16 protein-coding genes are annotated in these 20,761 nt (G+C 60.2%); 1 reads left to right on the forward strand and 15 read right to left on the reverse strand.

Annotated elements, in window-relative coordinates; genetic code table 11:
* Positions 1-27: 27 nt before the first annotated feature.
* The 6 genes from GEV02_RS27945 to rpsL form a co-directional block, all read right to left on the reverse strand.
* Positions 28-2,781, reverse strand: a complete 2,754-nt coding sequence (locus GEV02_RS27945) for a TonB-dependent receptor plug domain-containing protein (RefSeq protein WP_235922989.1) — start codon at positions 2,779-2,781, stop codon at positions 28-30.
* A 363-nt stretch (positions 2,782-3,144) separates the two neighbouring features.
* Complete coding sequence (gene rpsJ / locus GEV02_RS27950) at positions 3,145-3,462, reverse strand: 30S ribosomal protein S10 (RefSeq protein ID WP_005663509.1); 318 nt, start codon at positions 3,460-3,462, stop codon at positions 3,145-3,147.
* A 129-nt stretch (positions 3,463-3,591) separates the two neighbouring features.
* The gene (gene tuf, locus GEV02_RS27955; RefSeq protein ID WP_008444105.1) at positions 3,592-4,782 is read right to left on the reverse strand and encodes an elongation factor Tu; all 1,191 of its coding nucleotides are present in this window, start codon (positions 4,780-4,782) and stop codon (positions 3,592-3,594) included.
* Positions 4,783-4,851: 69 nt separating this feature from the next.
* A complete protein-coding gene (gene fusA, locus GEV02_RS27960; protein WP_152807907.1) occupies positions 4,852-6,957 on the reverse strand; it encodes an elongation factor G in 2,106 nt (701 codons plus the stop codon).
* 114 nt (positions 6,958-7,071) lie between these two features.
* The gene (rpsG, locus tag GEV02_RS27965; RefSeq protein ID WP_008444271.1) at positions 7,072-7,542 is read right to left on the reverse strand and encodes a 30S ribosomal protein S7; all 471 of its coding nucleotides are present in this window, start codon (positions 7,540-7,542) and stop codon (positions 7,072-7,074) included.
* A 149-nt stretch (positions 7,543-7,691) separates the two neighbouring features.
* Positions 7,692-8,075, reverse strand: a complete 384-nt coding sequence (gene rpsL, locus GEV02_RS27970) for a 30S ribosomal protein S12 (RefSeq protein ID WP_008444270.1) — start codon at positions 8,073-8,075, stop codon at positions 7,692-7,694.
* Positions 8,076-8,366: 291 nt separating this feature from the next.
* Between rpsL and GEV02_RS27975 the strand changes: the two genes are divergently transcribed.
* Positions 8,367-10,331 carry a phosphoethanolamine transferase gene (locus GEV02_RS27975; protein ID WP_152841160.1) on the forward strand — a complete coding sequence of 655 codons (1,965 nt, stop codon included), beginning with the start codon at positions 8,367-8,369 and terminating at the stop codon, positions 10,329-10,331.
* Positions 10,332-10,360: 29 nt separating this feature from the next.
* Here the strand turns inward: GEV02_RS27975 and GEV02_RS27980 are convergent, their stop codons facing one another.
* The 9 genes from GEV02_RS27980 to GEV02_RS28020 all read right to left on the reverse strand — a co-directional run bounded on the left by GEV02_RS27980 (position 10,361) and on the right by GEV02_RS28020 (position 20,731).
* The gene (locus GEV02_RS27980) at positions 10,361-11,245 is read right to left on the reverse strand and encodes a WD40/YVTN/BNR-like repeat-containing protein (protein ID WP_152841162.1); all 885 of its coding nucleotides are present in this window, start codon (positions 11,243-11,245) and stop codon (positions 10,361-10,363) included.
* Positions 11,246-11,251: 6 nt separating this feature from the next.
* On the reverse strand, positions 11,252-11,755 hold the full coding sequence (locus GEV02_RS27985) for a hypothetical protein (RefSeq protein WP_152841163.1): 504 nt from the start codon (positions 11,753-11,755) through the stop codon (positions 11,252-11,254).
* Positions 11,756-14,107: a hypothetical protein gene (locus tag GEV02_RS27990; protein WP_152841164.1), complete on the reverse strand. Its 2,352-nt coding sequence runs from the start codon at positions 14,105-14,107 to the stop codon at positions 11,756-11,758. It lies immediately after the preceding gene.
* A complete protein-coding gene (locus tag GEV02_RS27995) occupies positions 14,104-17,142 on the reverse strand; it encodes a type VI secretion system Vgr family protein (protein ID WP_152841165.1) in 3,039 nt (1,012 codons plus the stop codon). Before GEV02_RS27995 ends, GEV02_RS27990 begins: the two co-directional genes overlap by 4 nt.
* A gap of 105 nt (positions 17,143-17,247) precedes the next feature.
* Positions 17,248-18,690: a TIGR01777 family oxidoreductase gene (locus tag GEV02_RS28000; RefSeq protein WP_152841166.1), complete on the reverse strand. Its 1,443-nt coding sequence runs from the start codon at positions 18,688-18,690 to the stop codon at positions 17,248-17,250.
* Positions 18,687-19,307, reverse strand: a complete 621-nt coding sequence (locus tag GEV02_RS28005) for a DUF4166 domain-containing protein (RefSeq protein WP_152841167.1) — start codon at positions 19,305-19,307, stop codon at positions 18,687-18,689. Before GEV02_RS28005 ends, GEV02_RS28000 begins: the two co-directional genes overlap by 4 nt.
* Positions 19,304-19,756 carry a cell division protein gene (locus tag GEV02_RS28010; RefSeq protein WP_152841168.1) on the reverse strand — a complete coding sequence of 151 codons (453 nt, stop codon included), beginning with the start codon at positions 19,754-19,756 and terminating at the stop codon, positions 19,304-19,306. Before GEV02_RS28010 ends, GEV02_RS28005 begins: the two co-directional genes overlap by 4 nt.
* Positions 19,757-19,803: 47 nt before the next feature.
* Positions 19,804-20,202, reverse strand: coding sequence for a thiol-disulfide oxidoreductase DCC family protein (locus GEV02_RS28015; protein WP_152841169.1), 399 nt, complete (start codon positions 20,200-20,202; stop codon positions 19,804-19,806).
* A 1-nt stretch (position 20,203) separates the two neighbouring features.
* Positions 20,204-20,731: a GbsR/MarR family transcriptional regulator gene (locus GEV02_RS28020; protein ID WP_152841170.1), complete on the reverse strand. Its 528-nt coding sequence runs from the start codon at positions 20,729-20,731 to the stop codon at positions 20,204-20,206.
* Positions 20,732-20,761 lie beyond the last annotated feature (30 nt).

Here is a 20,761-nt window from a genome sequence, read left to right on the forward strand (position 1 = left end):
GCCTGCAGTTGCTACGGTTCTAAGCGATTAGAACGAGTAAGCAGCGGTCGCGCCGAAGGTGCGGAACAACGGCGAGAAGGTGTCGCGGTAGTTGACCGGCGTATCCTGGTTCAACAGATTGTTGATGTACAGGCTCAGCTTCACGTTCTTGATGCCGGTGTACGCCAGGTTGTAGTCTACCGTGGTGTAGGCGCGAACGCGACCACAAGCAGCCATGTTTTCCGGAGCAACCTTGTTGGTTACGCAGAAGTCTGGGGTGTCGTCGCTATTCAGGCTGTAACCACCGTTGTAGTTCAAGGTGACGCCCTGATCGAACTTGCCGGTTTTCAGCGAAGTACGCAGTTTGGTCGCCAAACGGCCGCCGCCGGTATAGTTGCCGGCGTTGTTCATGCCGTAGGCGTTGTCAGCCACCAGGAAGGACTGGTAGTTCAGCAAGTAGGTACCATCCAGCTTGATTTTCAAGTCGCCGACATTCGTGATCTTGATGCGACCGGACATGTCGAAATCGAAGCCGGAAGCACGGGTCTTGCCGGAATTGACATACGGGTTATACACCAGTCCCAGCTTACCGATGCCCTGGAAGTTGGTGGTGGTGGCCGGCGCGTACTTTTTCACCAGAGAAATAAACTCGTTATCGGTGGCGGTATTGTCAACACGCAGCAACTGACCAGCCGGCAGCGCGGCTTCGTTTTTCAGCACGTCGCCAACGGTACGGGTACCGATTTCGTCTTTGCGTTCGATGTTGTAGTAATCGATCGCCAGGGTCCAGTTCTTGATCGGTTCAAAGACCATGCCCAAGGTGTACGAACGCGAGGTTTCTGGCTTCAGGTCCTTGTTCGAATTGACAAAGCTAGGCAGCGAAGCCAGGCAGTCGTTGTTGCGGTAAGTGTTGGACAGCAGCTTATCGGTCGCGGTGGCAGTCTTCGAGTTCTGCACCAGGTTGTTCAGCTCGGAAGCGATCGGGCAACGACGTGGGTCGATGACGCTGTTCGCGACCGAGCTACGACCCAAGCCATTACCGGACTCAACAATGTTCGGCGCACGGAAACCACCCGAGGCCGTACCGCGCAACACCAAGGAATCGGTAGCATTGATTTTCAGACCGACCTTAGGCGAAATGTGGGCTTCAGCACCGCTGGTTTTGTCGGCACGCAGCGCGGCGCTCATTTCAACGCGCTTGATCACCGGAATGGTCGCCTCGCTGAACACAGCGTAGTGGCTGACGGTATCTTTCACCTGCAGGCCGAACACGCCGACCAGCTCGCCATTCAGCACATTGTCCGAGCTCTTCATTTCATACGATTCGCGACGCAGATCGGTGCCCACGGCGATGCTCAGCGGACCAGCTGGCAGTTGCATCACTTCACCGCTGACAGTGGCGTCAATGAAGGAGATATTGGACTTGCCGGCGGTGGTACGAATCGGGAACATGGTGTTCAGCAGCGCTGGGTCGTTTTGCTGACCAAACTTGTAGCTGTTGCTGACGATCGCGTCGGTGTAACCCTTGGCGCTGACGGCGCGGGTAGACTTGGTTGCCGACGAGGTCATGTAGCCAGCCGCCGATTTCCAATCGTAGTTACCGAGGGTGCCGGTCAGTGCCAGCATGACGCGGGTCTGATCCGATTCCGTGCGGTTGAAGTTAAATCCATTACCGGTGTCCATCAGACGGGCACGGTATTCAACCGGGAACGAGTATGGATTGCCATTGTTGCCAACTGGCAGTTTCGGATAGGTGAAAGGACCAACCATCTTACCGGCGATCGCGTTGTACCAGATATTGGTCGCGGTGGTGGTGCCGCCGTTGCTCGCGCTCAGCGGAGCGACGATGTAATCATTGGTGGCGCCGGCGGTGGTGATTTCAAAGTTGGCGTCGATCTTTTCGCCGATTTTGAAGTGGGTGTTGCTGACCGCAGCATAGCGCTTGTTGTTCGTGGTCTGGCCGGTGTACGGCAAGGTATCGAATTTGCACAATTTGTCGGCCGGATCGACCTGATCTGGCGGGCAGCCTGGAGCGGCGACAATGTTCGTGCTGCTCAGGAAGTAGTTACCGGTTGGCGAGAAGGTGCTCTTGGCATCCCAGGTCGAGTGGCCTGGGGTCTGGCGATACCAGTCCGGGTAACGATTACGCAGTTCGCCGGTCGTGTAGCCGTCGCGCTTGTAGCCTTCGAAGGTGATATAGGTGTTGAAGCCTTGCTTGTCGATGTCGCCGTAGCCGTAAATGGCCGAGGCGCTGCGGTTGCGGCGGTCCTGGAAGCCGTCGGTGGCTTCATAGTTGACCTGCACCTTACCGCCTTCAAAGTCCTTACGCAGGATAATGTTGATCACGCCTGCAACCGCATCGGAACCGTAAATAGCGGATGCGCCGTCTTTCAGGATCTCGATGCGCTCGATCGCTTCGGTGGCGATCGCGTCCAGGTTGGTGAAGTTTTCTTGCGCGCCATCAGACAGGCCGTAAGGGGAGATGCGGCGGCCGTTGACCAGAACCAGAGTCGAAACCTTGCCCAGGCCTCGCATGCTGACGCCGGACGAACCGGTGGCGAAGCTGCCCGAGCTGGCGCCGGCGGAGCTGATGCTGGTGCTGATCGAGCTGGCAGCGTTCAGCAGGCCCAGTACCGTATGTTCACCGGTACGCTCGATGTCGTCACGGGTCATAACTTGAACCGAGGCGGAAGTTTCGCTGTCGGTGCGTTTGATGCTGGAGCCGGTGATTTCAACGCGCTGCAGCTTTGGTTCTTCAGCGGCTTGCTGAGCGATGGCGTGCTGCGAGAAAGCGACGGTCAATGCGATAGCGATCGCACTTTTTTTAAAAAGTGGTTTATTCAAAACTGCTCCCAGATGTGGTTGTGTAATCTGCGCGTTCGCTATCGCCCATCGGGGGTAGGATGAACCTAGCTTTTCACGTCTGCCGTAAATTTCGCATATTGATGGGGCCTTGAAAAGGCAAAATGCGATATTTATTACCGTTTGGTTACTTTATTCGCGAAGTTGTTGTTTTTCGGAACAATTGTTGCTCGGACACTCGTGCATGATGGGCAATGTTGTTTATCAGGATGGTAAACGACAATGGGGCCGGGCGCGTCCGCGTATGCGGACAGGCCCGGCCCCATCATCAGCCAGCGGAATACGCCGCCGACTGCAAACTTATTACTGCAGTTTGATTTCGACGTCAACACCAGCTGGCAGGTCCAGCTTCATCAGTGCGTCAACGGTCTTGTCGGTTGGGTCGACGATGTCCATCAGGCGCTGGTGGGTACGGATCTCGAACTGGTCGCGCGAGGTCTTGTTGACGTGTGGCGAACGCAGAACGTCGAAACGCTGGATGCGGGTTGGCAGTGGGACTGGGCCCTTGACAACGGCGCCGGTGCGCTTAGCGGTGTCAACGATTTCCAGTGCGGACTGGTCGATCAGCTTGTAGTCGAAAGCTTTCAGGCGAATACGGATTTTCTGGTTTGGTGCGGACATGATATTTCCTCAAAAGAGCGAACTGACAACTATGTAGCGTCAGCAATGTTTAAAAGAACGAGTATTACTGCAACAGGGTCGACATGGTATCACACCATGCCGACCCTGTTTCATCTCAGCGCTTAAAAATTAAGCGATGATTTTAGCAACAACGCCTGCACCAACGGTACGGCCGCCTTCGCGGATAGCGAAGCGCAGACCTTCTTCCATCGCGATCGGGTTGATCAGCTTGACGGTGATCGACACGTTATCGCCTGGCATAACCATTTCTTTGTCCGCTGGCAGTTCGATCGAACCGGTCACGTCAGTCGTACGGAAGTAGAACTGTGGACGATAGTTGTTGAAGAACGGAGTGTGACGGCCGCCTTCGTCTTTCGACAGAACATAGATCTCACCGGTGAAGTGGTTGTGCGGCTTGATCGAGCCTGGCTTCGCCAGAACCTGACCACGCTGTACGTCTTCACGCTTGGTGCCGCGCAGCAGCAGACCAACGTTGTCGCCGGCTTGACCCTGGTCCAGCAGCTTGCGGAACATTTCCACGCCGGTGCAAGTGGTTTTGACGGTGTCAGTGATACCAACGATTTCGATCTCTTCGCCGACCTTGATGATGCCGCGCTCGATACGACCGGTCACAACGGTACCGCGACCCGAGATCGAGAACACGTCTTCAACTGGCATCAGGAAGGCGCCGTCCACTGCGCGCTCTGGCGTAGGGATGTAGGTGTCCAGTGCTTCGGCCAGGGCCATGATGGCTTGCTCGCCCATTGGGCCGGTGTCGCCGTCCAGCGCCATACGTGCCGAACCTTTGACGATAGGCAGGTCGTCGCCTGGGAAGTCGTACTTCGACAGCAACTCGCGCACTTCCATTTCAACCAGTTCCAGCAGTTCTGCGTCGTCGACCAGGTCGCACTTGTTCAGGAACACGATGATGTATGGAACGCCAACTTGGCGGGCCAGCAGGATGTGCTCGCGGGTCTGTGGCATTGGGCCGTCAGCTGCGGAGCAAACCAGGATCGCGCCGTCCATCTGCGCTGCACCGGTAATCATGTTTTTGATGTAGTCGGCGTGGCCTGGGCAGTCAACGTGAGCGTAGTGACGGCCGGAGGTTTCGTATTCGACGTGTGCGGTGTTGATGGTAATACCGCGTGCTTTTTCTTCTGGAGCAGCATCGATCTGGTCGTATGCTTTGGCTTCGCCGCCGAATTTCTTCGACAGAACGGTAGCGATCGCAGCGGTCAGGGTGGTTTTACCGTGGTCGACGTGGCCGATGGTGCCGACGTTGACGTGCGGCTTGGTCCGTTCGAATTTCTCTTTTGCCATTTTATTCTTCCTTAGAACAATGTTTTAAATTTGCTGCCGGAGGATCTCCCCGGCAGCAATAGATACAAATTACTTAGCTTTAGCGGTAACGATCGCGTCGATAACGTGCTTAGGCGCTTCCGAGTAGTGCTTGAATTCCATCGTGTAGGTAGCGCGACCTTGCGTTGCGGAACGCAGGGTGGTCGAGTAACCGAACATTTCCGACAGAGGCACTTCAGCTTTGATGATCTTGCCACCGCCGCCTGGGATCTCGTCCATGCCCTGCACCATACCGCGGCGGGACGACAGATCGCCCATCACGGTACCGGCGTAGTCTTCCGGCGTTTCCACTTCCACAGCCATCATCGGCTCCAGAATAACTGGCGACGCTTTGCGGCAGCCTTCTTTGAATGCCATCGAAGCGGCCATCTGGAACGCGTTTTCGTTCGAGTCCACATCGTGGTACGAACCGAAGAACAGCGTGACCTTGACGTCGACCACTGGGTAGCCAGCCAGAACACCGGTGTTCAGGGTGCCGCGCACGCCTTTTTCCACCGCAGGGATGTATTCGCGAGGAACGGTACCGCCCTTGATCGCGTCAACGAATTCGAAGCCCTTGCCTGGTTCTTGCGGTTCGATCTTCAGAACCACGTGACCGTATTGACCACGACCACCCGACTGCTTGACGAACTTGCCTTCGGATTCTTCGCACGATTTGCGGATCGTTTCGCGGTAGGCAACCTGTGGCTTACCGACGGTCGCTTCCACGCCGAATTCGCGCTTCATACGGTCAACGATAATTTCCAGGTGCAGCTCGCCCATACCACCGATGATGGTCTGGCCCGACTCTTCGTCGGTTTTCACGCGGAACGAAGGATCTTCCTGAGCCAGACGGTTCAGTGCCAGACCCATTTTTTCCTGGTCAGCCTTGGTCTTTGGTTCCACCGCCTGTTGAATCACCGGCTCTGGGAAGACCATGCGCTCCAGCACGATGATCGAGGTCGGATCGCACAGGGTTTCGCCGGTGGTCACGTCTTTCAGACCAACTGCAGCGGCGATGTCGCCGGCGCGCACTTCTTTGATCTCTTCGCGCTGGTTAGCATGCATCTGCAGAATACGACCCAGACGCTCTTTACGGCCTTTGACCGAGTTGTACACGGTGTCGCCCGAATTGATGGCGCCCGAGTACACACGGAAGAAGGCCAGCTGGCCGACGAACGGGTCGGTCATGATCTTGAAAGCCAGCGCCGAGAACTTCTCGTCGTCCGATGCTTTACGGGTGGTTGGCTGTTCGTCCTCGTCGGTACCGCCGACGTCGTCGATGTCCAGTGGCGACGGCAGGTATTCGATGACCGCGTCCAGCATGGCCTGTACGCCCTTGTTCTTGAAGGCGGTACCGCACATCATAGGAACGATTTCGGAAGCGATGGTGCGTTCGCGCAGCGCTTTCTTGATCTCGGCTTCCGACAGGTCGCCTTCTTCCAGGTACTTGTTCATCAGGTCTTCGGACGCTTCAGCAGCGACTTCAACCATCTTCTCGCGCCACTCGGCTGCCGACTCGGCCAGCTCAGCTGGGATCTCGACGTAGTCGAACTTCATGCCCTGGGATGCTTCGTCCCACAGGATGGCTTTCATCTTGACCAGATCGATCACGCCTTTGAAGTTTTCTTCAGCGCCGATAGGGATCTGGATCAGGACCGGGTTCGCCTTCAGGCGAGCGCGCATCTGCTCGTAGACCTTGAAGAAGTTGGCGCCGGTACGGTCCATCTTGTTGACGAAGGCCAGACGTGGCACTTTGTACTTGTTGGCCTGACGCCATACGGTTTCCGACTGTGGCTGTACACCGCCCACTGCGCAGTAAACCATGCAAGCACCATCCAGCACGCGCATCGAGCGTTCAACTTCAATGGTGAAGTCAACGTGGCCCGGGGTGTCAATGATGTTGATGTGGTGCTCAGGGAAGTTGTTAGCCATACCTTTCCAGAAGCAGGTCGTCGCTGCCGAGGTAATGGTAATGCCGCGCTCTTGTTCCTGCTCCATCCAGTCCATGGTGGCGGCGCCATCGTGAACTTCACCGATCTTGTGGTTCACGCCCGTGTAGAACAGAACGCGTTCGGTGGTGGTGGTCTTACCTGCATCGATGTGAGCGGAGATACCGATATTGCGGTAGCGCTCGATGGGGGTCTTGCGGGCCATAATTATTCCTAAATCTTTTAATGGACAAAACCGAGCGCCATTTTTGCTGACAAAAATGAGCCCGGCCTCGAACAACAGATAACAGCCAGACCACGAAGGGCCCGGCCGATTTGATTAGAAGCGGAAGTGCGAGAACGCCTTGTTCGCTTCTGCCATACGGTGCACTTCATCACGCTTCTTCATCGCACCGCCGCGGCCTTCAGCCGCTTCCATCAGCTCACCGCCGAGGCGTTGTGGCATGGATTTTTCGCTGCGCTTGTTTGCAGCTTCACGCAGCCAACGCATGGACAGAGCCATACGACGCACTGGGCGCACTTCAACCGGCACCTGGTAGTTTGCACCACCGACGCGACGGGATTTTACTTCAACCAGTGGCTTGGCGTTGTTGATCGCGGTTGCGAACACTTCCAGCGGGTCTTTGCCCGACTTGGCGGCGATGTGCTCGAAGGCACCGTAGATGATGTTTTCTGCGACCGATTTTTTACCGGACAGCATCAGAACGTTCACGAACTTCGCGACATCCGTGTTGCCGAATTTTGGATCCGGCAGAATCTCGCGCTTGGGTACTTCACGACGACGTGGCATATCAATTCCTTTCAATCTTCAGTTGAGGTGCGCAGATATGGGATTCGCACTCTCGCGGAGGGCCATCATAGCCATCCACTTACTCGACCAATTGCGGTCGATTACATTCACTTAGTATGTTGCCACTGAGCGAAAACTTTTAATGCAGATTACTTCTTGGCTTGCTTGGCACGCTTGGTACCGTATTTCGAGCGAGCTTGCTTACGGTCTTTAACGCCCTGGGTATCCAGTGCACCGCGAACCATGTGGTAACGCACACCTGGCAAGTCTTTTACACGACCGCCGCGCAGCAGAACAACGCTGTGCTCTTGCAGGTTGTGGCCTTCACCGCCGATGTACGAAATAACTTCGAAACCGTTGGTCAGACGCACTTTGGCCACTTTACGCAGAGCCGAGTTAGGCTTCTTAGGAGTGGTGGTGTACACACGGGTGCAAACACCGCGCTTTTGCGGGCTGTTTTCCAGCGCCGGCGATTTGCTTTTCACGGTCAGAGCGACGCGTGGATTGCGAATCAGTTGATTGATGGTTGGCATCGTTATAAACCCAACAAAATTACAACATTAATAACCCGGACCGGAGTCCGGCGACTAAAACCTAGTCCCGACTTACAGGCACAACGGAGGCGCGAATAGCCACTCGCGAGGAGCGGCCTGAAACAGCGTATACGATGTGCAGAATAAATTGAGAACTCGCGAGTATAGACGTGGTCTGAGCACCAGTCAATCTATTTCGCGGCGGAATGCGGCCCCGCGGGGCAAGCAAACACTAGCTGAAAGGTCAAGAAACGCTTGATAATAGCAGACTATATCCAACGCCTCTTCTTTATGCGACCTTTGCTGCGCCCCGCTCCCCTGTTCGTCCTTGCAAGCTATCTGTTGCTGTCGCTGGTCCCCTGCGTGCCCCTGCTGCTGGGACGGCAAGTGCCGGAGCTCAGCCACATCCTGCTGGTCGAGCTGCTGGCCTGGGTCGCGGCCTGGAGCGTGCTGCAGCGGCCGGCCTGGTTCCACTGGCTGCTGATCCCGGCCTTCCTGGCGCTGCCGACCGAGCTCTACCTGTTCCTCTACTACGGCCAGGGCATTTCCACCCACCACCTGGGCATCATCGCCGAGACCAGCCCCAAGGAGGCGCTGGAATTCCTCGGCCGCAAGGTCTGGCTGATGGCTGCGGTGATGCTGCTGGTGATTTTCTGGTGGATCGCGGTGCAGGTCGCCGCCCGCCGCAGCCCGGCGCTGGCCTGGCGCGGCAAGTCGCGCTGGGCCGCGCTGCTGTTGCTGGCGGCAGCGGTTGCGCTGTGGAGCTACGGCTGGGAATTCGGCGTGCGCGCCAAACCGGCGCAAAAGACGGTGGCGGCCGCCAGCGGCGCCAGGCCGGCCGGCTCGGCGCTGGGCTCGGCCATCGGGTCGGCGCTCAGTTCGGCGCTCAGCCATGTGGGCATCACCGCCTCGGCCGGCTCGGCCGACAGCGCGTCCGACGAAGCCGAGGAAGAAGAGGATGCCGAGGAGGACAGCTCGCCCGAACACGCCGCCATCGCCGGCGCCGGCCGCACCGGCTGGCAGTGGTCGCAACTGCCGTGGTGGATGCGCTCGCCGCTGGGCTTCGACAACTTCGCCTCGTCGTGGCCGTTCGGCCTGACCGCGCGCGGCGTCGACTTCTATAAAGAGCGCCAATACCTGGCCGACCTGGGCGAGCGCAGCAGCACCTTCAGCTTCAAGGCGCACCAGCCAGAGCAGAACGACACGCCGGAAATCGTCATCATGGTGATCGGCGAATCGTCGCGCTACGACCGCTGGGGCATCAACGGCTACGAACGCGACACCACCCCGCTGCTCAAGCAGGAGACCAACCTGGTGACGCTGCCGGACGTCATCACGGCGGTATCGGCGACGCGCTTGTCGGTGCCGGTGATCATCTCGCGCAAGCCGGCCATGCAGAGCCTGAAGGACGGCTTCTCGGAGAAATCCTTCCTCACCGCTTATAAAGAGGCGGGCTTCAAGACCTGGTGGCTGTCGAACCAGATCTCGTTCGGCCAGTTCGACACGCCGGTGTCGGTGTTCGCCAAGGAAGCCAACGTGATTCAGTTCATGAACCTGGGCGGCTTCACCAACAACTCCAACTTCGACCAGATCCTGCTGGAGCCGCTGCAGCATGCGATCGCCGACCCGGCGCCGAAGAAGCTGATCGTGCTGCACACGCTGGGCAACCACTGGAACTACAGCCAGCGCTATCCGAAGGAGTTCGACAAATGGCAGCCGTCGCTGCTGGGCGTCGACAAGCCGGTCTACACCGACACCAAGATCAAGCCGCAGCTCAACAACAGCTACGACAACTCCATCCTGTACACCGACTGGTTCCTGTCGCAGGTGATCCATCAATTGAAGGAGACGCAGCAGCTGACCTCGATGGTCTACGTGGCCGACCACGGCCAGACGCTGTACGACAACAGCTGCAACCTCGCCTTCCACGGCCACAATACGCAGTTCGAATTCCACGTGCCGGCGCTGGTGTGGTACTCGGACGAATACAAGACGCGCTATCCGGAAAAGGTGAAGCAGCTGGTGCGCCACCGCAAGGCGCGGCTGGCGACGGAGAACATCTTCCACACGCTGCTGGATCTGGGCGACATCCAGTACGAAGACGAGCGCCTGGAATGGAGCTTCATCAACAAGCAATTCAAGCAGCACAAGCGCTACGTCGACAGCTACGGCTGGAGCAACTACGACAACGCCAGCTTCAAGGGCGACTGCCGCGAAGTGATCGACAAGGGCAAGCCGCTGAAGCAGGAGAAGTAATCGGCATTTGATTCCGCTGTGCGCTCATATCAGGGTGTGCGCCGTTTCTGCCCCTCCAGCCAGGCGACCGGCATATGGGCAAGCAAGGGGTCGCCGGCCAGCAGATTGCGCCAACGCTTGCCGCCATCGCCCGAATACACCAGCAGATACGGACTGGGTCCATCGCCGTCCGGCAGCAGGGCCGCCAGCCAGATCTCGCGGTCGTTGACCACGTAGCTGCTGACCAGCGACGACAGGCCAGCCGGCAGGCTCACCTTGCTCCAGCGGCGGCCATCGCTTGAACGCAGCAGCGTCTGCTCGACCGAGCCGGTGATCCACCACCCGCCCCGATCGGAATGCGCCAGTTCGACCAGCAAATCCGGGTTGCCCAGACGCTGCTGTGCCACCACCTGGCAGCGGCCGATATCGATACGCTCAACCAGATAGTCGGCTACCGCGCCGTCCGGGCCGAAGCGCGTCGCCAGCGCCAGCAGCGCATCGCTCGCGCTGGCCAAGGCGAGATTCGCATCCTTCAACGCATCGAGCGCACTCTTCTTCCCATCGAGATGAAGCTGCTGCGGCGACAGGCGGCATTCCTTGCCGCCGCGCCGGAAGCGATAGCGCTCATCCAGCACCGCGACCTCGACGCCGTGTGGCAACGCCAGCGCCGCATCCGTGCGCGCCAGCACGCGGCCGGTCGCGCCATCGATCACCGTGCCGCCGGCGTAGATGCGCCCGGCCTCATCGAGCGACAGCGGCGGCCAGGCCTTGCCTCCCGGTAGTATCGTCACGGTGACGGCAGGCTGCGCATGGATCACCATTTGATGCTGGTCCTCGCTGACCCTGTTCGCGCCCAGCTGGTAGTCGAGGGCGGTCACGTCGGCCAGCGCGGCCTGCGCCAGACCCAGGCCAGCCACCAGCATGGAGTTTTTCACGGCAGACTACTTACTTTTAACCAATACACCAACGATACGCGCGTCGAATTCCAACTTTACCTGCGGGTCCACTCCCGTTTTTTTATCCACAAACCGGAATTCAAATGGATCGTCGACTTTAAATGGAGAAACCGCACCGGGTAAGCCCTTGAAGACCATGCCCACCCCGACGCTGAAGGTAGACGAATTGGGGCAGATCGGCGCGATTTTCTTTACGCTTATGCAAATATTGCATTCCTCTCCGACTATCTCCAGACGGGCGGGAAATAAAATCGCCCGATATTGCGTATCCTTGACCATGTAATCCGAAGCGAAATCTTCCTTGGTTACAAAAGTTCCAAAGTCCACCGGCCCTTTCACCAGTTTGCTATCTTTGTCGATCAAATAAATGGCCGGTTCGCTTACCCTGTTTTTGATCGGACATGCAGTACTCTTCGCATCTGCATACGCATTACCCCACGCTGCAATCAAAAACACCAGCGCAGAAATTCCATGAGGTTTCAGGTTCATCTATTTTCCAATCAACTCATTCAAAAAAACATTGTAGCGGTCTAATAGGTCTGCCATCGTATAGACATAGTTTTGCTTGGCACGCGTCTCATGTCTTGCATCAACACCACCGGGCAAGCTAGACCACTCTTTCGGCAATAGCTTGACTGCGTCTTCGATCTTCCCTTGTCGAATTTTCCCCAATGGGTTGCCCGATCGGCCTTCGATGATGGAGACCGCCATTCTATCTTGCGTAGCCGGAGAGAAATCGGCAGGCAATCCTTTCTTAACTTGCCCCTTCCAGGTGCCCAGCGCAATTTGATAGGCTCCTGCAAATGTATGCTCGCCGCCACTCGCTGCACGAGGGTGTGTGCTGGTATCGCTGAAAGTGATTTTTCCGTTTATCGACTGTTGCAGCCTGAAATATCGATCTTCGTCTTTGATGCCGTGGCACTCCCACTCTCGCAACACCTTCAAAAATGCTCGCACCCGCAGATCGGGCAAAGGGTCGAAAACCTTTCTATACACGCCTAGCACGACCATCGGTTTACTGTTGAGCAAGTCCCCCAGTTTTTCACTTTTATAGTCACTAATGTAACCGTCATAGGTGCGTACTTCGATATGCCCGTAATTTTCATCATCCGGCACCGGTGGCGGTGTGCCTGCGGAAGGCTTGACGTGTTTTCCGGGTTTCCTGAGCGCGTGCTTATTTTTCTTGGCCGCGGCCATTTCCTCTTGTATTTTCTTGTTTTCGTCGTCCCAAAGACTCACTTTAGCCGGTAAGGCGGCCACTTCGGCATCGTACTTGGCTTTCGCAACCGCATAGGCTTTCAGCGCGGCCGCATGCTTGTCAGTGTTTGCCTTTTCGTACTCATCCGAATATCTATACACGACGATGTCGCCCGGCATGGCCCAGCGCGCGTCGGGAATCGATTTTGAAATCTCCTGAAATCCCTGTTCAAGTAGCCATTTCCCTGCGCCTTTTGCGGGAACGTCGACATCATAGCCGCGCACCAATCCCGCACGCCAAAGGCCCACTTTGACAGACGGATAACAGCGCCCGTCCGATTTTGTACGGCTCTTCCCGACCAGCGGCACAAAGGTATTGGCGAGTATGCCAACCTTGATCAAGGCCGATGACAATGAGGTGGGTTTTGAAAACATCGCCTTCCATTCCCACGCTGTCTGCTCTTCCATGATTTCAACCAGATGCGTCACCTGAGGTGGTGCGGCTTGGTCGGCACTCCCCACTTTGACGCCACCAATGGCGCTCGATGCCGGAGTCGATGAAGGCGCCAGCGTCGGAACAGGCGCCGCCGCTGGCGCTGTGGCGGCGCCGGGCTTTTTTGCGGAAGGCGTCACGGCAGTGTTAGCCGGTGTAGTTTTCGCTTTGTCGGCCTGAATAGCAGGGACCGTGCAAGTCTTGGGTTCGGCCTTGAAGTCGCCCCAACTCCACAGCCCAAAAGTTGGAATGTGGTTGCGGCGGGCCCAATCAAAGGCTTTTTCCTTAAGCGTCGCGACCGGGTGTCCCGCTTCATTGCGGCAGGCTTCTGTTGTGGCGTCGGGTTGTTTGCCGCCGCCGGCGATTTTGCCCGCCAGCGGCGCGGCCGGGGACTGGTTCGCCTCTGGCTTGGGTGGTTTCGGCACGGCTGGGCCTTCCGTCCCTTTGTGGGCTTCAGTCTCCAATGAAATCTTGATGTGTGGACTCACCGCGCAGACATTCATATCTGCGCAGGCAACCAGCCCGCTAAATTTCGAGGCGTACTGGCCGTCACTCTTGAGCACAAAAAACTCCAAAGGCTGATTCGGCTGAAGGCCGGATATTTCGTCGATCTGCCCTGCCGAATTCGTTGAGCCCGCGTATATAGTCTTGGCGACGACGATGCGATATTTCAGCCCACTAATTGCTTTGCCTGCGAAGTCACAAATTGTTAAATTCAGACTCACCGTATCGTCCGCTGACGGAGCCGGCGGAACTACCGGCTCCGTCGTCTGGTCCTCTGTTGCCGCCGGCGCTACCGTGGTCTGCGGTGACGCGGGAGTGTCGTTGTCGACGGCAGTGACAGCGGGGGCGTCTGGTGTCGCATCAGTTGAGGTCCGAGCTTGCGTGACCGTGCCGGTTTCCTCCGTAGTGGGAGCGACCGGTTTATCGGTTGGGACTGTCGTGACGTCCGGCAGCGTGTCTGCTGCGCCGTCGTTGGCTCCGGCTGGCAACGTGACAGGGGCCTGCGTAGCGACGGGAATCCCGTCCGTGACCGACGCCGCCGTAGAAGGACCGCATGTGGCCTTCGTCGCATTGACCGTTGGCAAGGCACTGGGATTCAATTCAGGCAACGCGGGGGAAGGCGCCAGGCTAGAGGCTTCGCTACTCATGCCGACTCCCCGCCATCGCTGTCTAGTGCCTGAGCGCCGTTGATCGCATGTTCAACATCAATAAAAATTCTCCACTCACCGTCCCCGAGAAATAAATCCACTTTTTCCTTTTCTTTCGTAAAGATACGTTTTGTCTCTCCCACTTCATTGGTGATTCCGCTCGCTATGATGGCGCCCGACTTGTCTCGAACCGTATAGGGAACGTGCACCAGCGCATCACCCGTCTCATGGTTTGCGCCAATAAAATTCATCACATTAACTTGCTGGCTATGCACACCCGGCCATTCCGCCGATAAAGGCATACGCGGCAATGCAGGATACGACTTGTCCGGTCCAGTCAATTCCTTCATGCTGGCCTTGAACGTCATCGTCCCCGGCCCGTGGATCATGATGTTGCCGCCCTCCAGCTTCAGGAACGCGCCCTGTGCCGTCAGCATCACATGCTCCTTGGCCGCCACGGTCACGCTCTTGCCGACGCTGGCCACGGTGATCCGCTTGTCGGCCGTGAGCTTGCTCGCGTCCGACTGGCTCTGCACGCTGACCTTGCCGCTGGCCGCGTGCAATTTAATGCCGGTTTCCTGATTCGGCTTGTCCGCGCTGCTGGCTTTGCCGTAGGTGAACAGGCTGATGCCGTCCTTCACCAGATGCATGCTGTTGCCCTGCGCCGCGAAGTTCACGTCCTGCCCAGCGCTGATGCTCGACGACGCGCCGGCGAGCACCATCGCGCTGGCCGGCGTGGTGGCCGCGATGCCGGCCGGGCTGGACAATTGCAGATGCGGCTCGCTGTACGCCGTCACCTGACCGGCGCCGCCCGCATCGCCACCGCCGCCGGCCTGCACGCCGGCCACGACCTTGGCCGCATCGGCCATGCCCGCGATCGCCGGCAGCTTCTCTGCCGCCGGCTCGTCGGCGCCCTTGCCATCCTTCAGCCGGGCGTTATGCTTCTGCGCCGTTTCGGCCAGGCTCTGCTGCAACTGCCGGCCGGCGTCGATCTGCGCGAGCGCCTCGCGGCTGTCGAGCTGCTGGCCGTTGCCGCCGTTGCGCGCATCGGTCGACAACAACATGCCCTGGCCGGCGCGCAGCGCGGCGCTGTGCCCGGTCTTCAGTTCGGCGCCGAAGCCCGCCGTCTGCAAGCGCTGGTTATCGGTCTGATGACGCAGGTGGCCGAGATTCAATTCATCGGTGCCCAGATAGGCCGCCGCGTGCCGCTGCAAGGCTAGGCGCGGCTCGCCCGGCGTATCGTCGAACACCATCTGGCTGTAGGCGCCGCTGCCGCCCTGGCTGCTGCCCATCGCCTGCGACTTAAGGCCCGACAGTACCGCCGGATGCGCGTGCGCGCCGCCGTCGCCGGGGAACCAGGCCGGCGCATTGCCGGTCGCCGCGCCGGCGCCCTGTCCAACCTGGTTGTGCTGGGCGTCGCCCTGGCCCTTGCCGTTGTAGACGCTGCCGATCACCACCGGCCGGTCGATATTGCCGTCGATGAAGTCGATCAGCACTTCGCTGCCGATGCGCGGCACCGCCACCGCGCCCCAGTTGGCGCCGGCCACCGAAGCCAGCGAGGTGGCGATCCGCACCCACGTGCCGGCCTGGTCGTCGCCGGGCGCGCCGCTGTGGCCGTCCGGCGCCGGATGGTTCAGGCGGCTGTGGCTCTGGCCGCCGCGCTGCCAGTGGAATTGCACCTTGATGCGGTGGTCGCGGTCGGTGTGGACGACGGCCCCGGCCGGCCCCACCACGACGGCGGTCTGCTGCCCCAGCACGGTCGGCTTGGGATGCAGCACGCGGCCGTGGCCGTCGACATCGCTGCTGCGGTAAGGCACGCTGCTGCGGATGGCGTCGATGCGGTTGCGATACAGCGGACGTTCGCCCATGTTCTCCCCGACCGCGTGCAGGCTGCCGGCCTCTTCTTGGGCGATGGTTTGCGCCAGCGCGCTCAGCCCCAGCAAGCCGCTGACCTGGTGCTTGATGTCCGTACTCAGATTGTTGTGCGCCAGGTGCAGCACACGCAGCACAACAAACGTGCGCTCGCTGTCGTCGGCCGCCTGGTCGAGCTGGGCCTGGCCGGTCAGCGTGAAGGTCGTGCCGGGCGCCAGCGTGCGCACCGTGCCCGCACCCACATGCGTCTCGCGCGTCGCCTCCAGCGCCTGCAACTGCTGGTCGGCGATGCGCTGGCCATGCTCGCGCGACTGGTAGGCATAGGTGCCCGGGGTGTCGCGGCTGGCGAGCGGCAGATCGCCACTGACCTCGCCGGCGGCCCCCACCGGCCGCATGCTGTTGGTGCGATAATCCCAGCTGCTCACTTCCAGCGTGTCCAGCGTCCAGCGGGCCTCGATGCGCCAGCGGTCCATGCTGTCTTCGCGCATGACGGCGCCGGGCTGGCTAAAGCGCACCACCGGCTGCGCGTTCGGCTGGAAGCTGTCGTTGTGGTCGGCGATCACCATGACGTGGCTGCCGAAGCTCTCGCTATCGGGCGCCCCGCTGTGTTCGAAGTAGTAGAACAGTCCCTCTTCGCGCATCAGCCGTTCGGCGAAGTCGAGGTTGGATTCCTGGTACTGGCAAGTCAGCGAGCGCACCGGATAGGCGCCCGGGTCTTGCACGTCGAAGCGCCAGTCCGGCACAAGCTTGCCCACGCTCTCCCAGCTTTGAAACAGGGCCGACAGGATGTCGAGCACATTCTTGTCCTGAAACACCCGGCTGTCGCGGCCATGGCGCAGGAAGCTGTACCACGGGCCTATGGTCAGCGCATAGCGCGCCAGGCCGCCATCGGCGCCCAGCATGGCGACGTCGGTGATGTGCCCATGAAAATAGCGCGGCCCGCCGGCCAGCGCGGTATCGAGCTCCAGCAACGCCGGCTGGCCCAGCAGCGACTTCAGCGGAATATCGGCATCGCCCGACAGCGCCGTCACCTGCAGCGCATAGCACTGGCTGACGCCTTCTTCGCCGCGCAGGCATTCGACGACCAATGCGTCGGCCCCCAGCGGTGTCGCCAGGCGCAGCAGGCGCGTTTCTTGAGTGAGACTGGTGAAAAGATCTAACATGGGGGGCGGGGTTGTTGATTTGCTATCCTTCGGCCTCGCATTACACCTTAGAAGTTCATTTCAAGCAAGAGTGATTCAATTGAATCGGGGGTACCCCGCTGCGGTTTATAGGAGGCTGCGCAGCGCGCCGTCCAGATGCGGATGGCGGAATGCGTAGCCCTCCCCCAGCAGCCGCGCGGGTGCGACACGCTGGCCTTCCAGCAGCAAGTCGGCTTGTTCGCCCAGCATCAGCCGCATCGGCCAGCCTGGCGTGGGGAATCCGTACGGGCGATGCAGCACGCCAGCCGCCACGCGGTTGAACTGCGCCTGCGTCAGGCTTTCCGGCGCGGTGAAGTTGTAGACGCCTGCTCCACCCGAGCGGCACAGATGCGCGATGCCGCCGATTACATCATCCACATGTATCCACGACAGCCATTGCGCGCCGCCGCCCAGCGGTCCGCCCAGCCCCAGCTTGATGGGCAGCAGCAGCATCGGCAGCGCGCCCTGCGTGCCGAGCACCAGCCCGAAGCGCGTGCACGCCACGCGCACGCCGTGAGCCGTCGCGCCTTGCGCCGCCTGCTCCCATTCGCGGCACAGGTCGGACATGAACATCGGCTGCCGCGCAGCATCCTCAGTCAGCACGGCATCGTCACCCGGCCGCTGGATGCCGTAGTAGCCGATCGCCGATGCCGACACCATCAAGTCCGGCTTGTGTTCAGCGGCGGCGATCCAGGCCACCAGTTTGTTCGTCAGTCCGACGCGGCTGGCGCGCAGCGCCGCCCGCCGCGCCGCCGTCCAGCGCCAGCCCAGGATGCGCGCGCCCGCCAGATTAATCACCACATCAAAACGGCGCGACGATGGCAACTGCGCCATGCTGTCCACGCAATCGACGCGGCCATCGAACAGCCACGCAGCCTGGCGCGCCTGCCGCGTCAGCACGGTCACGCGGTGGCCGTCCCGCAGCAGCGCACGCACCAGGCGCTGGCCGATAAAGCCGGTGGCGCCGGTGACCAGGAAGCTGCGCTCCGTCCCGCCGAAGCTGAACGCCGCCTGCTCGCGCAACGCCAACCTGCCAATAGCCCGCGCAGCAAACGCATCCCGCACGCCGGACACGCCTACACCCGCGCCGCACAGCGCCAGGAACACGCTCAAGCCGCCATGCGGCTGCCACGTCAACGCCGTCGGCAGCGCCATCCAGTCGGGCGTATTCAACGCCAGCAGCGCGATGAAGGCGCCGCCGTTCATCGCCAGCACGGTGTGGGTCACGCGCTCGGTCGCCGGCAGCAGGCGCGTGCGGTCCTCGACCACGAAGTCCCACAAGGTCAGCACGATCTCCACCGTGAACACAGCCAGCAGCACCAGCGCCCACACACCGTGGAACGCCCAACCGGCCAGGCCGATGAACAAGGCGCTGTAGATCGTCGCCCGCAGCGCGTGGATCGCCAGCTCGCGGCGCGCGGTGGCGCGGCCCGGCAGCGCCTCGGTCAGCTCATGGTGGTACAGCGTGTCGAAGGCGCCCAGGCAGCCCTGGAAGGCCATCAGTTGCAACGCCAGCAAATGGGTATTCATGCGGTCACCTCCCGGAACACGCCCGCCTGCGTGAAAGTCGTACCGAACAGCGCATGGCGGATCTCGATGCGGATGTCGAATTGGTTGGCGCTGTTATTGCGGTGGCAAAGATAAGTCTTGCCCGGTGTGAGCACGCCCGGCAGCGGAATGCGTACGCCCAGCACCTGCCAGAAGTAGCCGTCGCTTTCGAAATGCAGATTGCCGTCGCGGACATCCAACACCAGCTTCATGCCCAGGCCCAGGCCGACATATTCCAGCACCTCGCCCTTGCGGCTCTCGGCCATGAAGGAGGTGAACATGACCGGCTTGCGGCCGTTGAGCCGGTAGATGCGCTGCTTGAAAATCGATGCGCAATCCGGCTTCGAATAGACCTGGATATCGACCGGGAAATCGGCGTCGTTGTAAGGCATCAGCGCGCCCTGAATCAGCGGCATGGTCAGGTAGCCCAGCACCCGGCCGATGCCGGAGCAGGTCAGTTCACTCAGGCGGCCAGTGTAGTTCAGCGGCTTGCCCGGCAATGGATTCTTGTCGAAGCGTGCCTGGATATCGGGATGCAGCCGGTGCCATTCCGGCCCCAGGATTTTCTTGAACAGCTCACCTTCGGAGGGGGTCATCATGCGATTGCCTTTCTATGTTTGAATGCCAGGTCGAGCTTGCACAGCCACAGCAGTGGCGGCAGCATGACCGCCAGCGCCAGCGTATCGATCCACAGGTTGATCCAGCAATGCGCGCGCGCCGAGATCAACATGTCCTGCGGCGCCCACACCAGCAGGCCGAGTATCAGCATGGCCCAGGCGAAGGCGTTGCGTTGCTTGTCGCCGATGACCGCCAGGCCGGCCATCCAGATCGCCGCCGCCTGCACCGTCGGACCGAACAGCGATACCCACCACACATGCAGCGCCTTGCCGGCTGCCGGCGCATCCCCACCGAAGAAGAAGTCCTCGATGCCGCGACGGTAGCCCTCCGTAACGGCCGCCCCCGCGCACAGCGGCAGCAGCACGCCAACCACCAGGTGCGCCGCCACCGTCATGTAGATCCACCGCACCAGCCAGGTTCTCGTCGTCATGATGTTATCCGTGATTTCTGTAAAAACAGAAATATCAAGTGAAAAAATTAGCGCAAAGGATGCTTGTAAGCGCACGCGCCATCGGCACAAGCAGGATGGCCCAGCCAGCCGGAGATGCGGTAACGGTTGCGGGCGAAGCCGCGGTACAAAGCGGCAAACAGCGGCCGCAGCATCCATACCCGCAGCGGCGCCATCATCCAGCCGCGCCCCACCAGCGTGTAGGCGGCCAGCAGGCTGTCGATGCCCACCAGCAGACGGCCATCGGCGGCCAGCGCATGCATCTCGCGGTTCAGCGCCTGCATGCTGGCGCCCGGCGGCGGCACAAAGTCCGGCGCGGCGATGTCGGCATACGCCAGGCGATGCGCGCGGTCCCAGCCGCGCAGGCGCGCTATCTCGGCGCGGCAAAAGCCGCAGTGGCCGTCGTAGTACAGCGTCAGCGCGTTCATGTCAGTCCCCTCCCAGCAGCTTCGCCACCTTGCCGCCCATTTTCAGGAAGCGCTTCATGGTGGCGGGCGGCAGGTGTTTGTAGTCGCCGTAGGTGCTGGTCAGCATTTCGAGGAAGTCCAGCACCTGGTCCATCTTGACCTTGGTGGCCTGCTCCAGCTCGGGATCGTTGCCGGCCTCCAGCGCGCATTCGCGCAGCACGGCCAGCGTGGGGTCGATTTCGCGCTTCTTGCGCTCTTCGACGATGACGCGGAAGATTTCCCACACATCCTGCAAGGCGACGAAATGGTCGCGTCGGTCGCCCGCGATGTGGGTGATACGCACCAGCCCCCAGCCTTGCAGTTCCTTCAGGCTGTTGCTGACGTTGGAGCGCGCCACGGTCAGCGTGTCGGCGATTTCCTCGGCCGGCAGCGGGCGGTTGGACAGGAACAGCAGCGCATGAATCTGCGCCACCGTGCGGTTGACGCCCCAGCGCGTGCCCATCTCCCCCCAGTGCAGGATGTACTTCTGGATGGTCGGTGCGAGTGTCATGGCAATTCCTAAGTTTCTGTCGTTACAGAA

The sequence above is a fragment of the Rugamonas aquatica genome (assembly GCF_009380215.1).
Taxonomy (GTDB): domain Bacteria; phylum Pseudomonadota; class Gammaproteobacteria; order Burkholderiales; family Burkholderiaceae_D; genus Rugamonas; species Rugamonas aquatica_B.

Bases quoted from the DNA above. Each gene is read 5' to 3' on its own strand.
- rpsJ (WP_005663509.1), bottom strand. From the start codon at position 3,462: ATGTCCGCACCAAACCAGAAAATCCGTATTCGCCTGAAAGCTTTCGAC.
- tuf (WP_008444105.1), bottom strand. From the start codon at position 4,782: ATGGCAAAAGAGAAATTCGAACGGACCAAGCCGCACGTCAACGTCGGC.
- fusA (WP_152807907.1), bottom strand. From the start codon at position 6,957: ATGGCCCGCAAGACCCCCATCGAGCGCTACCGCAATATCGGTATCTCC.
- rpsG (WP_008444271.1), bottom strand. From the start codon at position 7,542: ATGCCACGTCGTCGTGAAGTACCCAAGCGCGAGATTCTGCCGGATCCA.
- rpsL (WP_008444270.1), bottom strand. From the start codon at position 8,075: ATGCCAACCATCAATCAACTGATTCGCAATCCACGCGTCGCTCTGACC.
- GEV02_RS27975 (WP_152841160.1), top strand. From the start codon at position 8,367: ATGCGACCTTTGCTGCGCCCCGCTCCCCTGTTCGTCCTTGCAAGCTAT.
- GEV02_RS27985 (WP_152841163.1), bottom strand. From the start codon at position 11,755: ATGAACCTGAAACCTCATGGAATTTCTGCGCTGGTGTTTTTGATTGCA.
- GEV02_RS27990 (WP_152841164.1), bottom strand. From the start codon at position 14,107: ATGAGTAGCGAAGCCTCTAGCCTGGCGCCTTCCCCCGCGTTGCCTGAA.
- GEV02_RS27995 (WP_152841165.1), bottom strand. From the start codon at position 17,142: ATGTTAGATCTTTTCACCAGTCTCACTCAAGAAACGCGCCTGCTGCGC.
- GEV02_RS28000 (WP_152841166.1), bottom strand. From the start codon at position 18,690: ATGAATACCCATTTGCTGGCGTTGCAACTGATGGCCTTCCAGGGCTGC.
- GEV02_RS28005 (WP_152841167.1), bottom strand. From the start codon at position 19,307: ATGATGACCCCCTCCGAAGGTGAGCTGTTCAAGAAAATCCTGGGGCCG.
- GEV02_RS28010 (WP_152841168.1), bottom strand. From the start codon at position 19,756: ATGACGACGAGAACCTGGCTGGTGCGGTGGATCTACATGACGGTGGCG.
- GEV02_RS28015 (WP_152841169.1), bottom strand. From the start codon at position 20,202: ATGAACGCGCTGACGCTGTACTACGACGGCCACTGCGGCTTTTGCCGC.
- GEV02_RS28020 (WP_152841170.1), bottom strand. From the start codon at position 20,731: ATGACACTCGCACCGACCATCCAGAAGTACATCCTGCACTGGGGGGAG.